General features: G+C 67.2%; 18 protein-coding genes. 6 read left to right on the top strand and 12 right to left on the bottom strand.

The features are described 5' to 3' along the window. Nucleotides 1–5: 5 nt before the first annotated feature. Together betC and betI are read right to left on the bottom strand one after the other, a co-directional pair. Nucleotides 6–1,511, bottom strand: a complete 1,506-nt coding sequence (gene betC / locus KO516_RS12945) for a choline-sulfatase (RefSeq protein ID WP_216004206.1) — start codon at nucleotides 1,509–1,511, stop codon at nucleotides 6–8. Next, nucleotides 1,508–2,080: a transcriptional regulator BetI gene (betI, locus tag KO516_RS12940; RefSeq protein WP_216004205.1), complete on the bottom strand. Its 573-nt coding sequence runs from the start codon at nucleotides 2,078–2,080 to the stop codon at nucleotides 1,508–1,510. The genes betC and betI overlap by 4 nt, the downstream gene beginning before the upstream one ends. A 103-nt stretch (nucleotides 2,081–2,183) precedes the next feature. Here betI and choX point away from each other — a divergent pair, with 103 nt between their 5' ends. The 5 genes from choX to KO516_RS12915 all read left to right on the top strand — a co-directional run bounded on the left by choX (nucleotide 2,184) and on the right by KO516_RS12915 (nucleotide 8,237). Then, complete coding sequence (choX, locus tag KO516_RS12935; protein ID WP_216004204.1) at nucleotides 2,184–3,095, top strand: choline ABC transporter substrate-binding protein; 912 nt, start codon at nucleotides 2,184–2,186, stop codon at nucleotides 3,093–3,095. 112 nt (nucleotides 3,096–3,207) lie between these two features. Beyond that, nucleotides 3,208–4,044, top strand: coding sequence for a choline ABC transporter permease subunit (choW, locus tag KO516_RS12930; protein WP_216004203.1), 837 nt, complete (start codon nucleotides 3,208–3,210; stop codon nucleotides 4,042–4,044). Next, nucleotides 4,041–5,072, top strand: a complete 1,032-nt coding sequence (gene choV, locus KO516_RS12925) for a choline ABC transporter ATP-binding protein (protein ID WP_216004202.1) — start codon at nucleotides 4,041–4,043, stop codon at nucleotides 5,070–5,072. The genes choW and choV overlap by 4 nt, the downstream gene beginning before the upstream one ends. Nucleotides 5,073–5,830: 758 nt before the next feature. Continuing rightward, nucleotides 5,831–7,606, top strand: a complete 1,776-nt coding sequence (locus KO516_RS12920) for a PQQ-dependent methanol/ethanol family dehydrogenase (RefSeq protein ID WP_216004201.1) — start codon at nucleotides 5,831–5,833, stop codon at nucleotides 7,604–7,606. Nucleotides 7,607–7,943: 337 nt separating this feature from the next. After that, the gene (locus KO516_RS12915) at nucleotides 7,944–8,237 is read left to right on the top strand and encodes a MarR family transcriptional regulator (protein ID WP_216004200.1); all 294 of its coding nucleotides are present in this window, start codon (nucleotides 7,944–7,946) and stop codon (nucleotides 8,235–8,237) included. A gap of 1 nt (nucleotide 8,238) precedes the next feature. Here the strand turns inward: KO516_RS12915 and KO516_RS12910 are convergent, their stop codons facing one another. The 8 genes from KO516_RS12910 to KO516_RS12875 form a co-directional block, all read right to left on the bottom strand. Beyond that, entirely contained in the window at nucleotides 8,239–8,607 is a 369-nt protein-coding gene (locus KO516_RS12910; RefSeq protein ID WP_216004199.1) for a response regulator, read from the bottom strand. A 117-nt stretch (nucleotides 8,608–8,724) separates the two neighbouring features. Continuing rightward, on the bottom strand, nucleotides 8,725–9,777 hold the full coding sequence (locus KO516_RS12905) for a glycosyltransferase family 4 protein (RefSeq protein ID WP_216004198.1): 1,053 nt from the start codon (nucleotides 9,775–9,777) through the stop codon (nucleotides 8,725–8,727). Then, nucleotides 9,774–11,300, bottom strand: a complete 1,527-nt coding sequence (locus KO516_RS12900) for an ABC transporter permease (protein WP_216004197.1) — start codon at nucleotides 11,298–11,300, stop codon at nucleotides 9,774–9,776. Before KO516_RS12900 ends, KO516_RS12905 begins: the two co-directional genes overlap by 4 nt. Continuing rightward, nucleotides 11,297–12,043 (bottom strand): ABC transporter ATP-binding protein, encoded by a 747-nt coding sequence (locus KO516_RS12895; RefSeq protein WP_216004196.1) that lies wholly within the window; start codon nucleotides 12,041–12,043, stop codon nucleotides 11,297–11,299. The genes KO516_RS12900 and KO516_RS12895 overlap by 4 nt, the downstream gene beginning before the upstream one ends. A 2-nt stretch (nucleotides 12,044–12,045) precedes the next feature. Next, the gene (locus KO516_RS12890; protein ID WP_216004195.1) at nucleotides 12,046–13,023 is read right to left on the bottom strand and encodes an ABC transporter substrate-binding protein; all 978 of its coding nucleotides are present in this window, start codon (nucleotides 13,021–13,023) and stop codon (nucleotides 12,046–12,048) included. Next, entirely contained in the window at nucleotides 13,020–13,916 is an 897-nt protein-coding gene (locus tag KO516_RS12885; protein ID WP_216004194.1) for a lysylphosphatidylglycerol synthase transmembrane domain-containing protein, read from the bottom strand. Before KO516_RS12885 ends, KO516_RS12890 begins: the two co-directional genes overlap by 4 nt. Next, nucleotides 13,913–15,481, bottom strand: coding sequence for an LTA synthase family protein (locus KO516_RS12880; RefSeq protein WP_216004193.1), 1,569 nt, complete (start codon nucleotides 15,479–15,481; stop codon nucleotides 13,913–13,915). The genes KO516_RS12885 and KO516_RS12880 overlap by 4 nt, the downstream gene beginning before the upstream one ends. Next, nucleotides 15,478–16,128: a CDP-alcohol phosphatidyltransferase family protein gene (locus KO516_RS12875; protein ID WP_252737584.1), complete on the bottom strand. Its 651-nt coding sequence runs from the start codon at nucleotides 16,126–16,128 to the stop codon at nucleotides 15,478–15,480. The genes KO516_RS12880 and KO516_RS12875 overlap by 4 nt, the downstream gene beginning before the upstream one ends. A gap of 190 nt (nucleotides 16,129–16,318) precedes the next feature. On the opposite strand from KO516_RS12875, the gene KO516_RS12870 reads away from it, so the two are divergent. Continuing rightward, nucleotides 16,319–16,855 carry a cytochrome b gene (locus tag KO516_RS12870; protein WP_216004191.1) on the top strand — a complete coding sequence of 179 codons (537 nt, stop codon included), beginning with the start codon at nucleotides 16,319–16,321 and terminating at the stop codon, nucleotides 16,853–16,855. Here KO516_RS12870 and KO516_RS12865 read toward each other — a convergent pair. Further along, nucleotides 16,830–16,988: a hypothetical protein gene (locus KO516_RS12865; protein ID WP_216004190.1), complete on the bottom strand. Its 159-nt coding sequence runs from the start codon at nucleotides 16,986–16,988 to the stop codon at nucleotides 16,830–16,832. The two genes, KO516_RS12870 and KO516_RS12865, sit on opposite strands and share 26 nt — an antisense overlap. Continuing rightward, nucleotides 16,966–17,163 (bottom strand): hypothetical protein, encoded by a 198-nt coding sequence (locus tag KO516_RS12860; RefSeq protein WP_216004189.1) that lies wholly within the window; start codon nucleotides 17,161–17,163, stop codon nucleotides 16,966–16,968. The genes KO516_RS12865 and KO516_RS12860 overlap by 23 nt, the downstream gene beginning before the upstream one ends. Nucleotides 17,164–17,202: the final 39 nt, after the last annotated feature.

Here is a 17,202-nt window from a genome sequence, read left to right as displayed (position 1 = left end):
TCCAATCATTCGCCGCGCGGAAAGCGCGCGTTATCCTCGACCATGTTCAGATCCATGTGGTTGCGCATGAAACGCTCCGAGGCTTTCTGCAGGGGCTGGTAATCCCACGGGTAATAGTCGCCGTTGCGCAGGGCCTCGTAGACCACCCAGCGCTTGGCCTGACTCTTGCGGACGTCTTCGTCAAAGCGGCCCAGATCCCAGCGGGCATCAGCGGCGGCGCGCAGCCGCTCCAGCGGCTCGGCATGGGCGGACTGGCCGACAAGGTTCACCAGCTCGTGCGGATCGGCGTCCAGATCGAACAGCTGTTCAGGGTCGAGCGCACAGCGGGTGTATTTGTACTTGCCGTCCCGCAGCGCGACGAGCGGCGCATAAGACGCCTCGGCGGCGTATTCCATCGCCACCATGCCGCGCGCAGCGCCCTTGGCGACCGGGATCAGCGGTTCTCCGGCGGTCCATGGCATGACCTCGGCCATGTCGATGCCAGCCAGATCGCACAGCGTCGGGCAGACGTCGATATTGGACACAGGCGTCAGGTTCAGCCCCGGCTCCAGCCCGGGCGCAGAGATCATCATCGGCACCCGCGCCGAGCCTTCGAAGAAGTTCATCTTGAACCACAACCCACGCTCTCCCAGCATGTCGCCGTGATCCGACACGAACAGGATCGCCGCCTCTTGCCGGGTGCTTTCAAGGATATCCAGCATCTCGCCAACCTTCTCATCAAGATACGAGATGTTGGCGAAATAGGCCCGGCGCGAGCGCTTGATGTTGTCTTCGGTGATGTCGAAGGCGCGCCAGTCGTTGGCATCAAAGATGCGCTGCGAATGCGGGTCGTGATCGTCATAGGCCATCGCCGGGACCTCGGGCAGCAGATGCGCGCAATCCTCGTACATGTCCCAGAACTTGCGCCGCGCCACATAGGGGTCATGCGGATGGGTGAAGCTGACGGTCAGGCACCACGGGCGATCGTCCTTGCCGCGCGCCAGATCGTACAGCTTTGCCTTGGCGCAATTGCCGACCTCGTCGTCATATTCCATCTGGTTGGAAATCTCGGCGACCCCGGCCCCGGTGACCGAGCCCATGTTGTGATACCACCAGTCGATGCGCTCTCCCGGCTTGCGGTAATCCGGGGTCCAGCCGAAATCTGCGGGATAGATATCGGTGGTCAGACGATCCTCGAAGCCGTGCATCTGGTCGGGGCCGACAAAATGCATCTTGCCCGACAGGCAGGTGTAATAGCCCGCGCGGCGCAGGTGATGGGCATAGGTCGGCAGGTCCGACGGGAATTCGGCGGCGTTGTCATAGACCCCCGTCACCGAGGGCAACTGCCCCGACATGAATGACGCCCGGCCCGGCGCGCAGAGCGGACTTGCGGTATAACAATTGGGGAATCGCACCGATCGCGCGGCGAGTCGCTTCAGATTCGGCGCGTGCAGCCAGTCGGCCGGCCCATCGGGAAACAACGTCCCGTTGAGTTGATCGACCATGATGATGAGGATGTTCGGTTGCGTCATTTGAGGGCCCGCAGTTCGTGATCGAGGGTGGTGAGCACCTGAGCGGCGGCGCTCTTGCCGGTCGTGTCGGACGGGTTCACCGCGAAGCGCAGGTAGATGCCGTCGATCAGCCCGCCAAGCCGGGTCGCGATCTCGGGCGCGGCGTCTCCGGCAAGGGGGCGCAAGCTGTAGACAAGGTTCGATTGCAGCCGCCGATGATAGACCGACAGCAGCCGGCGCGCCTCTGTCGATTGCTGCGCAAGAACGTAGAAATTCAACCATGCCGCAATGACTTCGCCGCGAAAGTTCGTCGGGCTGAAGTTGGCGCGGATGATCGCGGCAAGCCGCTCGTGCGGCCCGTCCGACGCCACCAGCGCGCCGCGCACCTCTGCACCGTAGATCGCCAGAACATGACGCATCGCGGCAAGGAACAGCGTGTCCTTGTCGCCGAAGTAATGAAAGGCCAGCGCGGCGGAAACGCCCGCCCGTTTGGCGATCTTTCCGACCGTGACGTTCAGGGTCCCCGTGGAGCCGATTTCCTCGATCGCCGCTTCGACGAGCTGCTGCTTACGCATGGGTTGTGCCGACATGAAGAGCCCCCGGAGCTGCAAGAAAAAGGTTGCATTATTGGGGTAGCCGTGAGTTGATTGATTGGTCAATCAAAAAATGCAGACCTCGAACCAGGGAGACTACATGAAACTCGTATCCACCGTTTCCGCCCTCGCGCTCAGCAGCACCGCCGCCTTTGCCGATTGCGACACCGTCACCATGTCCGATGTGGGCTGGACCGACATCACCACCACCACCGCCGCCGCAAAGCACGTGATCGAGGCGCTTGGCTATGACGTCAACGTCAAGGTGCTGTCGGTGCCGGTGACTTTTGCCTCGCTCGAAAGCGATGATGTCGACGTGTTCCTCGGCAACTGGATGCCGGCGCAGAACAGCTCCATCGCCCCCTACCTCGACAGCGGCGAGATCGAATCGATCAACACCAACCTCGAAGGCACCAAATACACCCTCGCCACCACGCAGGCGGCATGGGACGCGGGGCTGCAAAGCTATGCCGACATCGCCAAGTTCGAAGACGAACTGGATGGCAAGATCTACGGCATCGAGCCGGGCAATGAAGGCAACGCCTACCTTGTGTCTCTGATCGAAGAGAACACGTTCGGCCTCGGGGAGTTCGAAGTGGTCGAAAGCTCGGAACAGGGGATGCTCGCGCAGGCGCGCCGCCTTGTGGACGATGGTGATTTCGTCGTGTTCCTTGGCTGGGAACCGCATCCGATGAATGCCAACTTCGACCTCAAGTACCTGCCCGGCGGCGAAGATTTCTTCGGCGGTGAAGGCGTGGTCAACACCGTGACCCGCAAGGGCTATGCGGCGGAATGCCCGAACCTCGGCAAGCTGTTCGGCCAGATGGATTTTTCGCTGCCCATGGAGAACCTCATCATGGGGCAGATCCTCGATGACGGCGCCGACCCCGAGGATGCCACGCTCGACTGGATCAAGGCCAACCCCGAGGCGGTTCTTGCGTGGGTCGATGGCGTGAGCACGCTGGGCGGCGAAGACGGCACCGCCGCGGTGAAAGCCGAATTCGGGTTCTGATACCCGCCCCCGCCGAACCCCTTTCGGCGGGGGATTTTCTGACGGGCGGCGCACCGCCCTATCAAACAAAAAGCCCCGCAAGAGGGCCGCAAGACCAGAGGGACCGCGACAATTGGACTGGCTGACGGATCACAAGATCCCGGTGGGCAAGGCGGCAAGTGCCGTCTTCGACTTCATCCGGGACCATGGAAAGATCGTGCTCGACGCAATGTCGGCGATCATGGAAACGCTGATCGACGCGATCCTCTTCGTGCTGCAGGAACCGCCTGAACTGCTGGTCATCGCGATCATCGTCGCGCTGACATGGGCACTGCATCGCAGCTGGAAGGTGGCACTGTTCGTGGCGCTGGGATTCCTGTTCATCCTCAATCAGGATTACTGGGAGGAAACCACCGAAAGCCTGACGCTGGTGCTCTCGGCCTGCGTTGTCTGCATGGCCATCGGCGTGCCCATCGGCATCGCCACCGCGCACCGGCCAAAGCTTTACGCCTATCTGCGCCCGGTGCTCGACCTGATGCAGACGCTGCCGACGTTCGTCTATCTCATTCCGGCAATCGTGTTCTTTGGCATCGGCATGGTGCCCGGCCTGATCGCAACGGTGATCTTCGTGCTGCCCGCGCCGATCCGGCTGACGCATCTTGGGGTTTCCTCGACGCCCGCCGGTCTGCTGGAAGCGGCGCGCGCCTTTGGCGCGACGCCGTCACAGACGCTGTGGAAGGTCGAACTGCCCTATGCCCTGCCGCAGATCATGGCGGGGCTGAACCAGACCATCATGCTGTCGCTGTCGATGGTGGTTGTCGCGGCGCTGGTCGGCGCAGACGGGCTGGGCGTGCCGGTGGTGCGGGCGCTCAATTCGGTCAACACCGCGCTTGGCTTTGAATCCGGCTTCGTCATCGTCGTGGTGGCGATCATGCTCGACCGCATTCTCAACATCGGAGGCCGCAAATGAGCACCGCCGTCAAGATCGACAACGTCTCCATCGTGTTCGGAGACAAGCCGAAATCGGCGCTGCCGCTGATGGATGCGGGCGAGGATCGCGGCCCAATTCAGGAAAAGACCGGTCAGGTCCTCGGGGTGCATGATTGCTCGCTGACCATCAGGCAGGGCGAGATTGCCGTGCTGATGGGGCTGTCGGGGTCCGGGAAATCAACCTTGCTGCGCGCCATCAACGGGCTGAACCCGGTGGCGCGCGGCGCGGTGCATGTCAATGACGGTCAGAGCATGGTCGATGTCACCCATGCCGATCCCGCCACCTTGCGCCGCATCCGGATGCACAACGTCACCATGGTGTTCCAGCAATTCGGCCTGCTGCCATGGCGCAGCGTGCGCGAAAACGTCGGGCTGGGGCTGGAACTGGCGGGCATGAACAAGGCCGAGATGCGCGAGCGCATCGACGCCCAGCTGGATCTGGTCGGCCTTGGCGACTGGGGCGATCGCAAGGTCAGCCAGCTGTCGGGCGGAATGCAACAGCGCGTCGGCCTTGCCCGCGCCTTTGCCACCGCAGCGCCGATCCTGTTGATGGACGAGCCGTTCTCGGCGCTCGATCCGCTGATCCGCACCAAGCTTCAGGACGAGCTGCTCGAGCTTCAGCAGCGCCTGCGCCGCACCATCGTCTTCGTCAGCCACGATCTCGACGAGGCGTTCAAGCTGGGCAACCATATCTCGATCATGGAAGGCGGGCGCATCGTGCAGACCGGCGCGCCGCAGGACATCTTCCGCGATCCCTGCAACGCCTATGTGGCCGAATTCGTCCAGCACATGAACCCGCTGGGCGTGCTGCGCCCGCGCGATCTGATGCAGCCGGTCAACGGCACCCCGTCGGTGACGCTTGAGGCCGACAGCCTGCTTTGCGAGGGCTTCGAGGCACTGATCGGCCACAACGCCCCGGTGGGCGTGATCGAAAACGGCATCCTGATCGGCCAGATCAGCAAGGACGACGTGTTGCGCGGCCTGAACAAGGTGCCAGTCGACGCCTGAGCCGCCGCCATCGCCTGAAACGGCCCGCCCTGCGCGGGCCGTTTCATTTCCGGCCTTTTACGATCGTCTCCGCAAAGGTTTCGATCCCCGTGCCTGATCGTTGCCGCCAAAATCCGCCCTAGACCAAGGTGCAATACCGGCTCGCGCCCTGCCCCTCCCCGGCCCGCGGCGCGTTGCGCAACGGCCCACGTGATCGCAGCCTCTCGGTACCCCCGGCGCGAGAAACCGTGCAAGTTCAGGCCCCACATCTTCGCGTTGAACGGCCATGCCGTTCAATCCGGCGCGACGGTCGGTGCCTCCCTCGGGAGCGACGCCGGACAGGCACGGATCGGAACGATCCTGTGGCGCTGCCATGGCGTTGATTCCACAGCCCTTCTTATGGCCCACCACCACAGGCCGCGCTGTCGCGCGCTGCTGGGCCCTGTTCCGATGGCGACTGCTCCGCCGGGCGGGCGGCCACTGGAATAATCTCGCCGCCGAACGCTCGACGCTCCGGGATGCAAGACCGCGACGGCGCCCTGCCCGCCGCCGCGAGGCCCCACCCCGGCAGCGGGAAGCGCATCTTCCGGCGCCTGATCCTCGCCTGCACGGCCTTGTTCCACCCGCAGGACACCGCCGCCATCGGGCACCCGGACCGCGACCTTACGACCTTGGTGCAATTCATCTTGGGCGCACAGCCGGGGATGGTTGCCCCGGAGGAGGATGCGGCCCGTTGCGGTCGCCCGACGATTCCGGAACCGTCTTGAAGGGAGGACGATATGAACAGATTCATTCTGGCAGTGAGCGCAAGCCTGCTCGCCGTGGGGATGGCCCCCGACCCCGCCACGGCAGGCGTCAGCGAAGAGGACATCGCCAACGACCAGACCATGACCGATCAGGTCGTGACCAATGGCATGGGCCGCCACCTGCAACGCTACAGCCCGCTCGACACGCTCAACAAGGACAACGTCCAGAATCTGATCCCGGCCTGGGCGTTTTCCATGGGCGGCGAAAAGCAGCGCGGACAGGAAGCGCAGCCGATCATCTATGACGGCGTGATGTATGTCACCGGCTCGTATTCGCGGCTCTACGCGATTGACGTGATGACGGGCGCCGAGCTCTGGCAATACGATGCCCGCCTGCCCGAAGGCATCCTGCCCTGCTGCGACGTGATCAACCGGGGCGCCGCGATCTATGGCGATCTGGTGATTTTCGGCACGCTCGATGCGCGGCTCGTGGCGCTGGATCGCATGACCGGCGACGTGGTGTGGCGCGACAAGATCGCCGATTACAAGGCGGGCTATTCCTACACCGCCGCGCCGCTGATCGTCGATGGCATGGTTATCACCGGCAATTCCGGCGGTGAATTCGGCATCGTCGGCGAGGTGCAGGCCCGCAACGCCGAAACCGGCGATCTGGTCTGGACCCGCCCGATGATCGAAGGCCACATGGGCACGCTCAATGGCGAGGAATCGACCATGACCGGCACGCTGAACGCGACATGGCCGGGCGATATGTGGAAGACCGGCGGCGGCGCGACATGGCTGGGCGGCTCGTATGATGCCGATACCGACACGCTGGTGTTCGGCGCGGGCAACCCGGCCCCGTGGAACAGCCATCTGCGCGGCGCGGGCACCCCCACCGAAGGCAACACCGGCGACAATCTCTATGCCGCCAGCCGCGTTGGCCTTGACCCCAAGACCGGCGAGATCAAGTGGCATTTCCAGACCACCCCGCGCGAGGGCTGGGACTACGATGGCGTCAACGAGGTTGTCGCCTACGAGGATGCCGAGGGCAACAAACGCTACGCCACCGCCGACCGCAACGGCTTTTTCTACGTGCTCAACCGCGAGGACGGCGCGTTCATCGACGCCTATCCCTTCGTCAAGGACATCACATGGGCTTCGGGCATCGGCGATGACGGTCGCCCGATCTTCAACGAAGACAACCGGCCCGGCGACCCTTCGGCGGCGGCCGACGGTGGCAAGGGGCAGGTCGTGTTCTCGGCTCCAGGATTCCTTGGTGGCAAGAACTGGATGCCAATGGCCTACAGCCAGAACACCGGGCTGTTCTACGTACCCTCGAACGAATGGGGCATGGACATCTGGAACGAGCCGGTCACCTACAAGAAGGGCGCCGCTTACCTTGGGTCGGGCTTTACCATCAAGCCGATGTACGAGGATCACATCGGCAGCCTCAAGGCGATCGACCCTGCCACCGGCGAATGGAAATGGGAATACAAGAACGAGGCCCCGCTCTGGGGCGGCGTGATGACCACCGCAGGCGGCCTTGTGTTCTTTGGCACCCCCGAGGGCAAGTTCATCGCGCTCGATGACGAGACCGGCGAAGAGCTGTGGTCGTTCCAGACCGGCTCGGGCATCGTCGGCCAGCCTGTGACGTGGGACATGGACGGCGAGCAATATGTCTCGGTGGTGTCCGGCTGGGGCGGCGCGGTTCCGCTCTGGGGCGGCGAGGTGGCCAAAAAGGTCAATTACCTCAATCAGGGCGGCATGGTCTGGACATTCAAGCTGCCAAGGCAACTGGCGGCCAACTGACCCGGCCCCATCGCAGATAACAGGCGCCGCCCCCATCCGGGGTGGCGTTTGCCTCTTTTCGGCAGGGCACCCGCCCCCGCCCGAAGAGCGCCACCCTGTCCATATCATCCTGAACGCGGATGCCGGTTCGCCCTTGCGGCGCCCTGCGATGGGCCGGCAGCATGGCGCTGTCTCTTGGGCCGGGATTGCCTGCAGTGGCAAGCGCGGGCCGGTCTGATGATGGTCGGATGTAGACGAATGATGCGGCTGCGGCGGGCCCCGCCCGGGGCCTGATCCTTGCTGGCGCAGCGAAGATTTGCTATCTTCTGCACAGCCCCTCAGCCATCGGACCGATCACATGAGCGCTTTGTCCGGTCTTGCCAAGATTCGCGCTGCCTTGTGGCAGATCGAAAGGGATCTCGGCCTTGAAAAGCTGAGCCATTCCGAACGTGATGTTCTTTATGCCTTTCACGCGGTCACGGCCCCGGACAGGATGGCGATCACGCCAGACCGCGTTCAGGATGCTGACCGCGTCGCCGGGATTTGCAATGTTGAGTTCGCCGAGGCCCTGACCCGGCTGACCGAATTGGGCTATCTGGAAAACACCGATGGCGATGCCTACCGGATCACCGACCTGCCGCGCCCGGCCTGAATCAGGCCGCGCCGAGATGTTCTGACAGCACGGCCCGCAACTGCTCCAGCGGCAGCGGTTTGGCAAGGACGCGGCCCGTGAACCCCGGCGGAAGGGTCAACGTCTTGCCGTAGCCCGACAGCAACAGCACCTCCAGCTCCGGTCGCGCGTCGCGCAGCTGCTGTGCCAGTGCAAAGCCCGAAATGCCGCCGGGCAGTACCACATCGACCAGCGCCAGACGGATGCTGTCGTGTTGTGCAAGCACGCCGATTGCGTCCACTGGCGTTGCGGCCAGCGCCGCCGGGTATCCAAGCGCGGCGCAGGCGTCTCCCATGATGTCGCGCAGCACGGGATCGTCTTCGACGACAAGCAGCTTTACCGGGTCGCTCATGCAGGCCTCCGTGACACGCCGCAAACCGGCGTCGGCGGATAGCTAGCACGTTTCGCGGCTGAAATCAGGGGCCACGGCGCGGGTTTCCCAAGATAGACAGCCCCTGTGTCAAACCGCTCATGGCGGATCGCGCAGCGCCGAAAGCTGGTCGAGCACCCCCGACATCACCGCCGCAGTGTCACGCCAGCGTGGCAGCGCCGCGCCGCGGGCGCGGGATGCGGCTTCCAGCATTCCGCGCAGCGCCGCGTCGCTCAGGACATCGCGCAGGTGGCGCGCAAACGCCTCGGTGTCGTCCGGAGGGGCCAGCAAAGCGGCCGCGCCGACGGTGTCGGGCACCGCGCCCGCCGCGCAGCTGACGATCGGCAGGCCGTGGCACAGCGCCTCGGCCAGCGCCATGCCGTAGCCTTCGTACCGCGTTGCAAGGGCAAAGAGCCGCGCCGTGCCGAACGCCTCGGCCAACGCCGCATCGTCCAGCTCTCCGCTCAGGGTGACGCGTGCGCCCAGCCCGCTGCGCGCGATCTGCGCGGCAAGGGCCTCGGCGATGGCGGGATCATGGGTCTTGCCGACGATCTGCGCGCTCCAGTCAAGATCAGCGATGCGGCGCAGCGCCTCGATCAGCACATCGTGGCCCTTGCGCTGCGCCAGCAGACCCACCGACAGGATGCGTGGCCCGGCATCGCGCCGCGTTCCGCCGCGCGCGGCATCAAAGCCCGGCAGCGCCACGGTGATCCGCCTTGGGTCGGCCCCCATCGCCACATAGCTTTGCGCTGTGTGGGCGCTGGTCACCACCACATGGGCGACATGGCGCAGGTTGGCGCTTTCCTGCACCAGCAGCGCGCGGGCCAGCGACGCGGGCAACCCGTGTTCCAGCCCCATCGGATGGTGCAGCATCGCCACCACCGGCGGCCTGATCCGCTCCAGATCCTCGCTGCGCATCGCGCCGAACACCAGCCCGTCGAGGATCAGCGGCGCATCCGGTTCCAGCGTTTCCAGCGCCGCGCGCCATGCGGCGCGGGTGGCATCATCAGGGGAGGCTCCGCCATCGGGCAGGCGCAGATGCCGCACGGCGCGGCCACTGGCGCGCAGCTCTTCAAGCAGGCGGCGTTCATAGATAAAGCCGCCGGTGCGGCGGGTGTGGTCTCCGGGGATGGCAAAGGTGCAAGGGGTCATCGGGCCAGTTGCTCGGGGTTGGTGCGTGACAGCACGGCGCGTTCCAGCGCGGCGATAACGGCATGGGTGGCCAGCGCTGCCAGTCCGATCACGGCAACGGCGCTCCACAGCATGCCGTAATCCGAGGTCGAGGCCACGGTGGCCATCAGCGCCCCGATGCCGCGCCCGGTGGCCAGCCATTCGGCGGTGGTGACCGCAAGGATCGCCGCCGGTACCGCCATGCGCGCCGAAGCGAACAGCGCCGGCAACATCGCCGGAAGCTGCGCCAGCAGCAGTTTGCGCCACGCGCCCGCATCATAACTGTCGAACAGGTCGAGCACTGCGCGCGGGGTGCGCGCTGCGCCGTGCAGACAGGCGATCAGCGTGGGAAAAAAGATCATCACCGCCACCACGGTCACCGGGCCCGCCACATCGCGCCCCAGCGCCCAGACGATCAGCGGTGCGGTGGCGATGATCGGGATCGCCCGCAGCGCCACCGACAGCGGCATCACCAGCGCCGCCAGCCCCGGCGCAAGCACCAGCCCCGCCGCCAGCACCGCCCCCAGCGCCAGCCCGGCAAGATAGCCCGGCAGCGCCACCGCCAGTGTCTGGCCAAGCGCAGCCCCGAGCTTTGCCCGGTGCGCCTCGGCTCCCGGCGCGGCGACAAGGTAATCCCACACATCCCCCGGACGCTTGGCGAAAAACCGCGGCAGATCGAACGCCTCCATCGCGATGTGCCACAGCAGCAGCGCCACAAGCAGCGCCGCCCCCGCTTCGCCCAGCCCGCCGCTTCGGGGGGCGGGCCGGGCCAGCAGGATTTCCGGCGGGGCAAGATCCAGCCTGCGCCCCAGCGCGCCGATACCCGCGAACGCCGCCAGCGACAGCGCCGCAGCCAGCGCTGCGATGGTCCATGTGGCGGGCAGGTCCAGCGCCCGCAGCGCACGCACGGTCAACACCCCAAGGCCGCGCTCGGCGCCGGTGAATTCGCCCACCATCGCGCCAAGGAACGCGGCAGGCGCCGCGATCTGCAACCCGGCGATCAGGTAGGGCAGCGCGGCGGGCAGACGCACCAGCGCCAGCAGTGCCAACGGCCCGCGGCCATAACTGCGGATCAGGTCGGCCCAGCCTTGCGGCAGCGCGCGCAGCCCCACCAGCACCGGCAAAAAGGTGGTGTAGACCACCGCCAGCGCCGCCAGTGTGATCTGCGGCCCCTGCCCCGGCCCATACAGCACGCGCAAAATAGGCCCCGTCGCCACCAGCGGCAGACATGCCAGCAGCAGCGCCAGCGTCAGCGACCCGCGTTCGCTGCGCGGCACCAGCACCGACAGCAGCGCCAGCAGCACCCCGGCAAGATTGCCCCAGACAAACCCCTGTAGCGCCGCCCAGCCGGTGACGCCGGTGGCGCGCCAGAGCAGCCCGGCGTGTTCCATGACATAAAGCGCGATCTGCGACGGCGCGGCGATGACAAAGCGCCCGGCGCTGGCCTGCGCGCCCAACTGCCACGCCAGCAGCAGCGCCACGACACTCGCCAGCCGTATGATCATGCCATCGCACCGCGCAGCGCCGCGCGCACCGCCTCGGACTTGCCCGCCCCGACACTGCCTGTCCCCACATGAGCGGGCACCGCGATGTCGGCCACCACCCGCGCCGGGCGCGCGCTGAACACGATGACCCGGCTGCACAGGCGCACCGCCTCGGTGACCGAATGGGTGACCAGCAGGGTCGTGGTGCCGCGCGCCTCCCACAGAGGGGCCAATTCGGTGCCGAGCCGCTCGCGGGTCAGCTCGTCGACCGCGGCAAAAGGCTCGTCGAGCAGCAGCAGCTCTGGCATGCCCGCCAAGGCTCGCGCAATCGCCGCGCGCTGGCGCATACCACCCGACAGCTCTGCCGGGCGGCGGTTTTCGAACCCCGCAAGGCCAACCGTCTGGATCAGCGCGGCATCGGCGGCGGCATCGCGTGGCCGCCGCGCCAGCCGCCGCCCCAGCGCGACATTGCCGCGCAAACTGCGCCACGGCAGCAGCCCGGCATCCTGAAACGCCATCGCCAGCCCGGCGCGGCGGCGCAGCGCATCGGGCGTCTCGTCGCCGAACAGGATTTGCCCCGCCGAGACAGGCTCCAGCCCCGCGACCATGCGCAGCAAGGTCGACTTGCCGCAGCCCGACGGGCCGACCAGCGCAACCGTGCTGCCCGCCGCGATGGTCAGATCGCAGGGGGCGACCGCCTGCACCGCGCCGGGGCCGCTGCCAAAGCTCTTGCTGACGCCGCTCAGGCGCAGGTCTGCCGTCATCCTTACCCGTGCACCTCTTCGAGGATCGAACGATCCCACAGATCGGCGCTGACCGGCTTGCCAAGCAGCGCCAGCGTGTCGACATTGGCCGCCACCGTTTCGTCGGTGAACCAGCCAAAGCCCTGCGCGCGGGTCAGATCCGAGAACATCAGCGGCACCTGCCGCAGCGCCTGCATCTTCTGCGTTTCGATATCAAGCCCCGCATCCGGATACATCTGCACCGTCAGATCCGCCGCTGCCTCGGGACCGGCCTCGTAATCGGTCCAGCCCATGGTTTCGCCTTTCATCAGCGCCACCAGTTCGGGGCGGCGATCCTTCAGGCTGGCTTCGGTGGCGATATAGGTTTGCGAATGCACCGCGTAGCCGTGATCGGCCAACAGCATGGTCACCGGATCAAGGCCCTGCATCGTCATCGCAACGGGCAGATCCGTGGCCCAGCACAGCAGGCAATCGACCTGCCCCTGCACCAGCGGCGCGGCGTCGTATTGCGTTGGCACCACCTCGATGCCTGCCACGTCGATGTCGTTGAGCGCACAGAGCGCCTCGAGCACCGGCATGTTGGCCAGCGCCATGCCCAGACGCTTGCCGACCAGATCGGCGGGCGTGTTGACCGGGTTGCCCGGCAGCGAGGCGATGGCAAAGGGGTTCTTTTGCATCGCCACGCCGATGATGCGAAACGGCGCCCCCTGATTCACCGCGGCGGCGGTGTAATCGGCGGCGGAAATGCCGACCAGCGCGGTGCCCGCAACCACGGGCGGCTCGACCGGGGCGTTGGGGCCACCGGGCAGCAGCGACACGTCAAGACCGGCGTTTGACCAGTAGCCGGCGCTTTGCGCGATGTAACTGCCGCCGAATTGCACCGAATGCAGCCATGACAGCTGCAGGGTCACCGGGGTGGCAGCGCGGGCAAGGCGCGGCGTCAGCAGCGCGGCAGCGCCAAGGGCAAGCGCCTCGCGGCGGGAAGGGCGGATCAGGGTCATGTCGGCTCCTTGGGCTTGTGAAACAGTCTAAGGCGATTTTCGGGGGCGGCAACGCCGGGACGCAAAACGAAGAACGCGCCGGGCAAGGCGGCGATCAGCGCAGCGAGGCCAAAGGCAATGCTGGCGGCCAACCCCGCCCCCGAGGCCAGCCCCGCCAGCGGAAACAGCGCCGAGGCCGCGCCTTCGCGCCAGCCCCAGCCCCCGATCGAGGCGGGCAGCAGCATCGCCGTCAGGATCAGCGGCACGATCAGCAGCGCGTCGGCGGCGGGGAGCGCGCTGCCGGTGGCGCGCACGGCGGAGGCAAAGCCAAGGATGGTCAGCGCCGCGATGCTCAGCGACAGCGCCGCCTGCGCCGCCAGCCGCCCCAGCAGCGCGGCGCGGATCGCCCGTGCCCAGCTGCCGCGCCCGCGCAGGCCCCAGATGACCAGCCCCGCAGCCAACGCCCCGAGCGCCGCTGCCAGCCCCCATGCAAGCCCCGGCAAGACACGCGGCGACAGCGCCAGCCCCAGCGCCAGCAACGCCCCCATGCCGACCTGCCCCGAGGCGCGCTCGATCACCACCGCCTGCGCCGCTATCTTCAGCCCAACGCCCCGGCGCGAGCGCTGCGCGCGCGCAACATCGCCCAGCACGCCGCCGGGCAGGGTCAGGTTGACGAATTGCGCCATGAAACAATCGCGCAGGGCGCTGCCGGCGGGCATGTTCAGCCCTAGCGCCGCCGCCGTCATCCGCCAGCGCAGCGCCGACAAGGCGGTGACCCCGGCCAGCAGCGCCGCCGCCAGCCCCAGCCAAGCCAGCGACACCCCCGCCAGCCGCGCCGCAACGCCGCGCGCATCGCCCAGCCACAGGCACAGCGCGATCAACGCCAGCGGCAGGGCGATGCGCAGCAGCCTCATTGCACCGCCTCCAGAAACCTGTCGCGAAAGGCGCTCATTGGCCAAGGCGGCAGCGCCGTGTCGGGCACTGGCCCGTCGCTCCAGCCCCAGCCGTCGAACAGCGCCAAGGCCTCGGGCGGGCCGATCAGGTGCACCGGCACATCCGCGCCCCCGGCCTGCGCCACGAAACTGGCGGGCTGGTGATCGCCCAGCACCACCAGCAGCGGCGGCATGGCGCGCGGCAGCGCCGCCCAAGACAGCACCGTGCCCACCGAATAGTCCAGCGACCGGCCAAAATGATCGCGCACCCGGTCGCGGTCGGCCCAGACCTCGGACGGGCTCGGCCCCGCCGTGGCCATGGCATCGAAGGCCTGCCCATCGCCGATCCTGTCCCACGGCAACCGCTCGGCCACCGGTGTCCAGGGCGCGTGGCTGGAAATCAGCGCGATCTCGGTCATCAGCGGGCCCTGCCCCGCCAGCCGGTCGGCCACCGCCAGCGTGTACTGGTCAGGCATGGTCACCCAGTTGAATGGCTTGCCCGCATAGCCCAGATCCTTGGCCGCCAGCACCTCGGCAAAGCCGAAGTCCGGCCCCTCGGGCCAAGGCATCACGATGGCGGGCGCAATGGCGCGGGTGCGATAGCCTGCGCGCGCGGCGATGTCATACAGCGTCAGCCGCCCGCTGGCGAGCACCGCGCCATAGCGCCGCTGATCGCCGATGTGCAGCCCGGTGGCAATCGTCGCATGCGCCAGCCAACTTTGTCCGCCCTGCACCGGAGAGGTCAGCCAGCCCGAACGGATGCCAAGCCCGGCTGCCGTCAGCGCCTCGGTGCCATCGATCAGGGTGCCAAGGTGGCGCGCGGCATACTGCGGGTTGTCAAAGGCGGCGCGCCCATAGCTTTCCACGAAGATCACCGTCACGTCGCGGCCCTTCAGACCCGCAAGGGCATCGGGGCGGTCGGCCCATGGGTCATCGGCGGCCTGCGCCTCGAACGCCGTCAGCGCCACGCGAGAGCGCGCCGTGTTGCGCAGCTTTTCAGCGGTGTAGCGCGCGGTGAAGGCGTCGGCGGGCGGGTTCCAGCCCTGCCAGCCGTTCAACGCAGTCCGGGTTTCGGCGAAGCACAGCGCGGCAAAGACCAGCGCCACCGCCCCGGCGGCCAGCCTTGCCGGCGCGGGCAGGCGCAGCCGCGCCCATGTCAGCAACGCAAGGCAGATCGCAGCGCCAAGCAGCGCCAGAAGCACCAGCGCCAGCACAGCCGCAAGCGTCGCGCCCAGCCCGCCGATACTGCCGGCCAACAGGTTCAGCCCCGCCTCGACCAGCGCAAGATCGGTCACCGGGTCAAAGCCGCGCCCAAAGGCGGTGAACGCCGCCAAATCCGCCAGCTTCAGCGCCACGATCGCACTCAGCGCCGCCGCCGCCACCACCGCGAACCCTCGCGCCCTGCCACCAAGCACCAGCGCCCCGCCCAGCAGCACCGGCAATTCCAGCGGCATCAGGGTCAGCGCCCCAAGGGTCAACGCCCCCGGATGGTTCGGCTGGATCAGCACAAGATCGAGCAGCAGCGCCGCTGCAAGCAGCCTGATCATCTGCGCCGCGCCAGCCAGAGGATGTCTGCCGCAAAGGATCCCGCCAGCAGGCCAAGCGCGATCAGCGCCGCCGCCGAGGTCCATGCGCTGGCGATCGGCATCAGCAGCAGCGCCAGCGCTGCAATCTGCACCACGCAGATGACCTTGCGGCGCAATCGTTCGGGCAGAGGCGCGCCGAGCCATGGCCAGACCAGCATCGCCAGCAGGAAAACATACCGCATCGATCCCAGCAACAGCACCCACGGCCCTGCCGCGCCGCTGCGCCACGCCACCGCCGCAAGGATCAGGCCGAAGGCCGAATCGACCTCCATGTCAAACCGTGCGCCCCACGGCCCGGCAAGCCCGCTGCGCCGGGCCAGCGCCCCGTCGAGCCCATCCAGCGCAAGGCAGCCCAGCGCCAGCGCGAACAATGCCCAGCCCGATGCGCCCGTCGTCAGACCGGGCGAGACCAGCGGCGCAAGCAGCAGCGACACCAGCGCCAGCCGCGCGATGGTCACCGCGTTGCCCGGACCGAGCCGCGTTGCCGTCCAGCCCTGCGCAAAGGCGGCCCATGCGCCGCAGGCCGCCAGCACAAAGCCAAGCACCGGCAGCGCTGCAGCCCGCCCGTCGGCGATCAATCCCGCCACCAGCGCGACGCCCAGCGCCATCGCCAATGCAGCCCCAGCAAACGCGCCCGCCGGGCCGCGCCAGAGGGCGGTTACGACGGATCTGCGCGGGGGAGGCTCGGCGGAATGCATGGGGTATCAGATGCGGCGGCGCGTCACCCTGTCAAGCGCCACGCCATTTACCGATGCGCATTCCTGCCGTAAGGTCACCCAAACAGCGGCAGGAGACGCCATGACCAGCACAACCCGCTACCGCGCGCCCCAACGCCTGTTGCATTGGCTGACGGTGCTGCTGGTCTTTACCACGATCCCCGCCGGTCTGGTGATGGTGCAAGAGGGCCTGCCCCGCGCCATTCAGAACACGCTGTTCTTTTATCACAAGAATATCGGCCCGGTGATCCTGCTGATGGTCTTGCTGCGCCTTGCGCTGCGGGTGTTGATGCCCGCGCCGCCGCTGCCCGCCAGCCTGCCGCGACCGCAGGCGCTGGCCGCCGGAACGGTGCATGCGCTGCTTTACGCGACGCTGATTGCCATGGCGCTGTCGGGCATCACGCGGGTCATGGCTGGCGGATATCCGATCGAGCTGTGGGATCCGCTGCTGGGCGGGCTGATCGACAAGAACGAGGCGCTGGCCAAGACCGCGCAAGCGTTTCACGGCACCGCGTGGATCGTGCTGGTGCTGCTGATCGGCGCCCATGTCGGCGCAGCGGCGCTGCACGGTCTGATCAAGAAGGACGGCATTTTCAGCCGGATGTGGCCCCCGGTCTGAACGCAAGCCGCGCCAGTACCGGCAGATCCAGCGCCTGCGCATGGGCGATCCGCACCCCCGGCGACAGCAGCAGCACATTGCCCTGAAAGCCGTGGCTGTGCGCGTCCCATTCATGGCCGTTCAGGCGGCGCATCCAGAACCCCCGCCTGCCGGGGGCTTTCATCATCCGCCTCCTGCAAGGCGACGATGTAGGGGCGGTGCGGCAACAAGCCGGTCTCGAGCGCGGCGTGTATCCGGCCGGGATCGACCTGCCCGTCGCGGCCCCGGCCCCGGTGCAGGTTCCAGCTGGCGATGGCCAGGCGCTCCATATCCGCACCATGGCGCGGATACGGCCTTGGCGAACGCCC

Source organism: Citreicella sp. C3M06 (assembly GCF_018860705.1).
In the GTDB taxonomy this organism is placed as follows: Bacteria; Pseudomonadota; Alphaproteobacteria; order Rhodobacterales; family Rhodobacteraceae; genus Salipiger.
The sequence above is the reverse complement of the archived record's forward strand: the minus strand, read 5'-3'. Positions and strand labels throughout refer to the sequence as shown.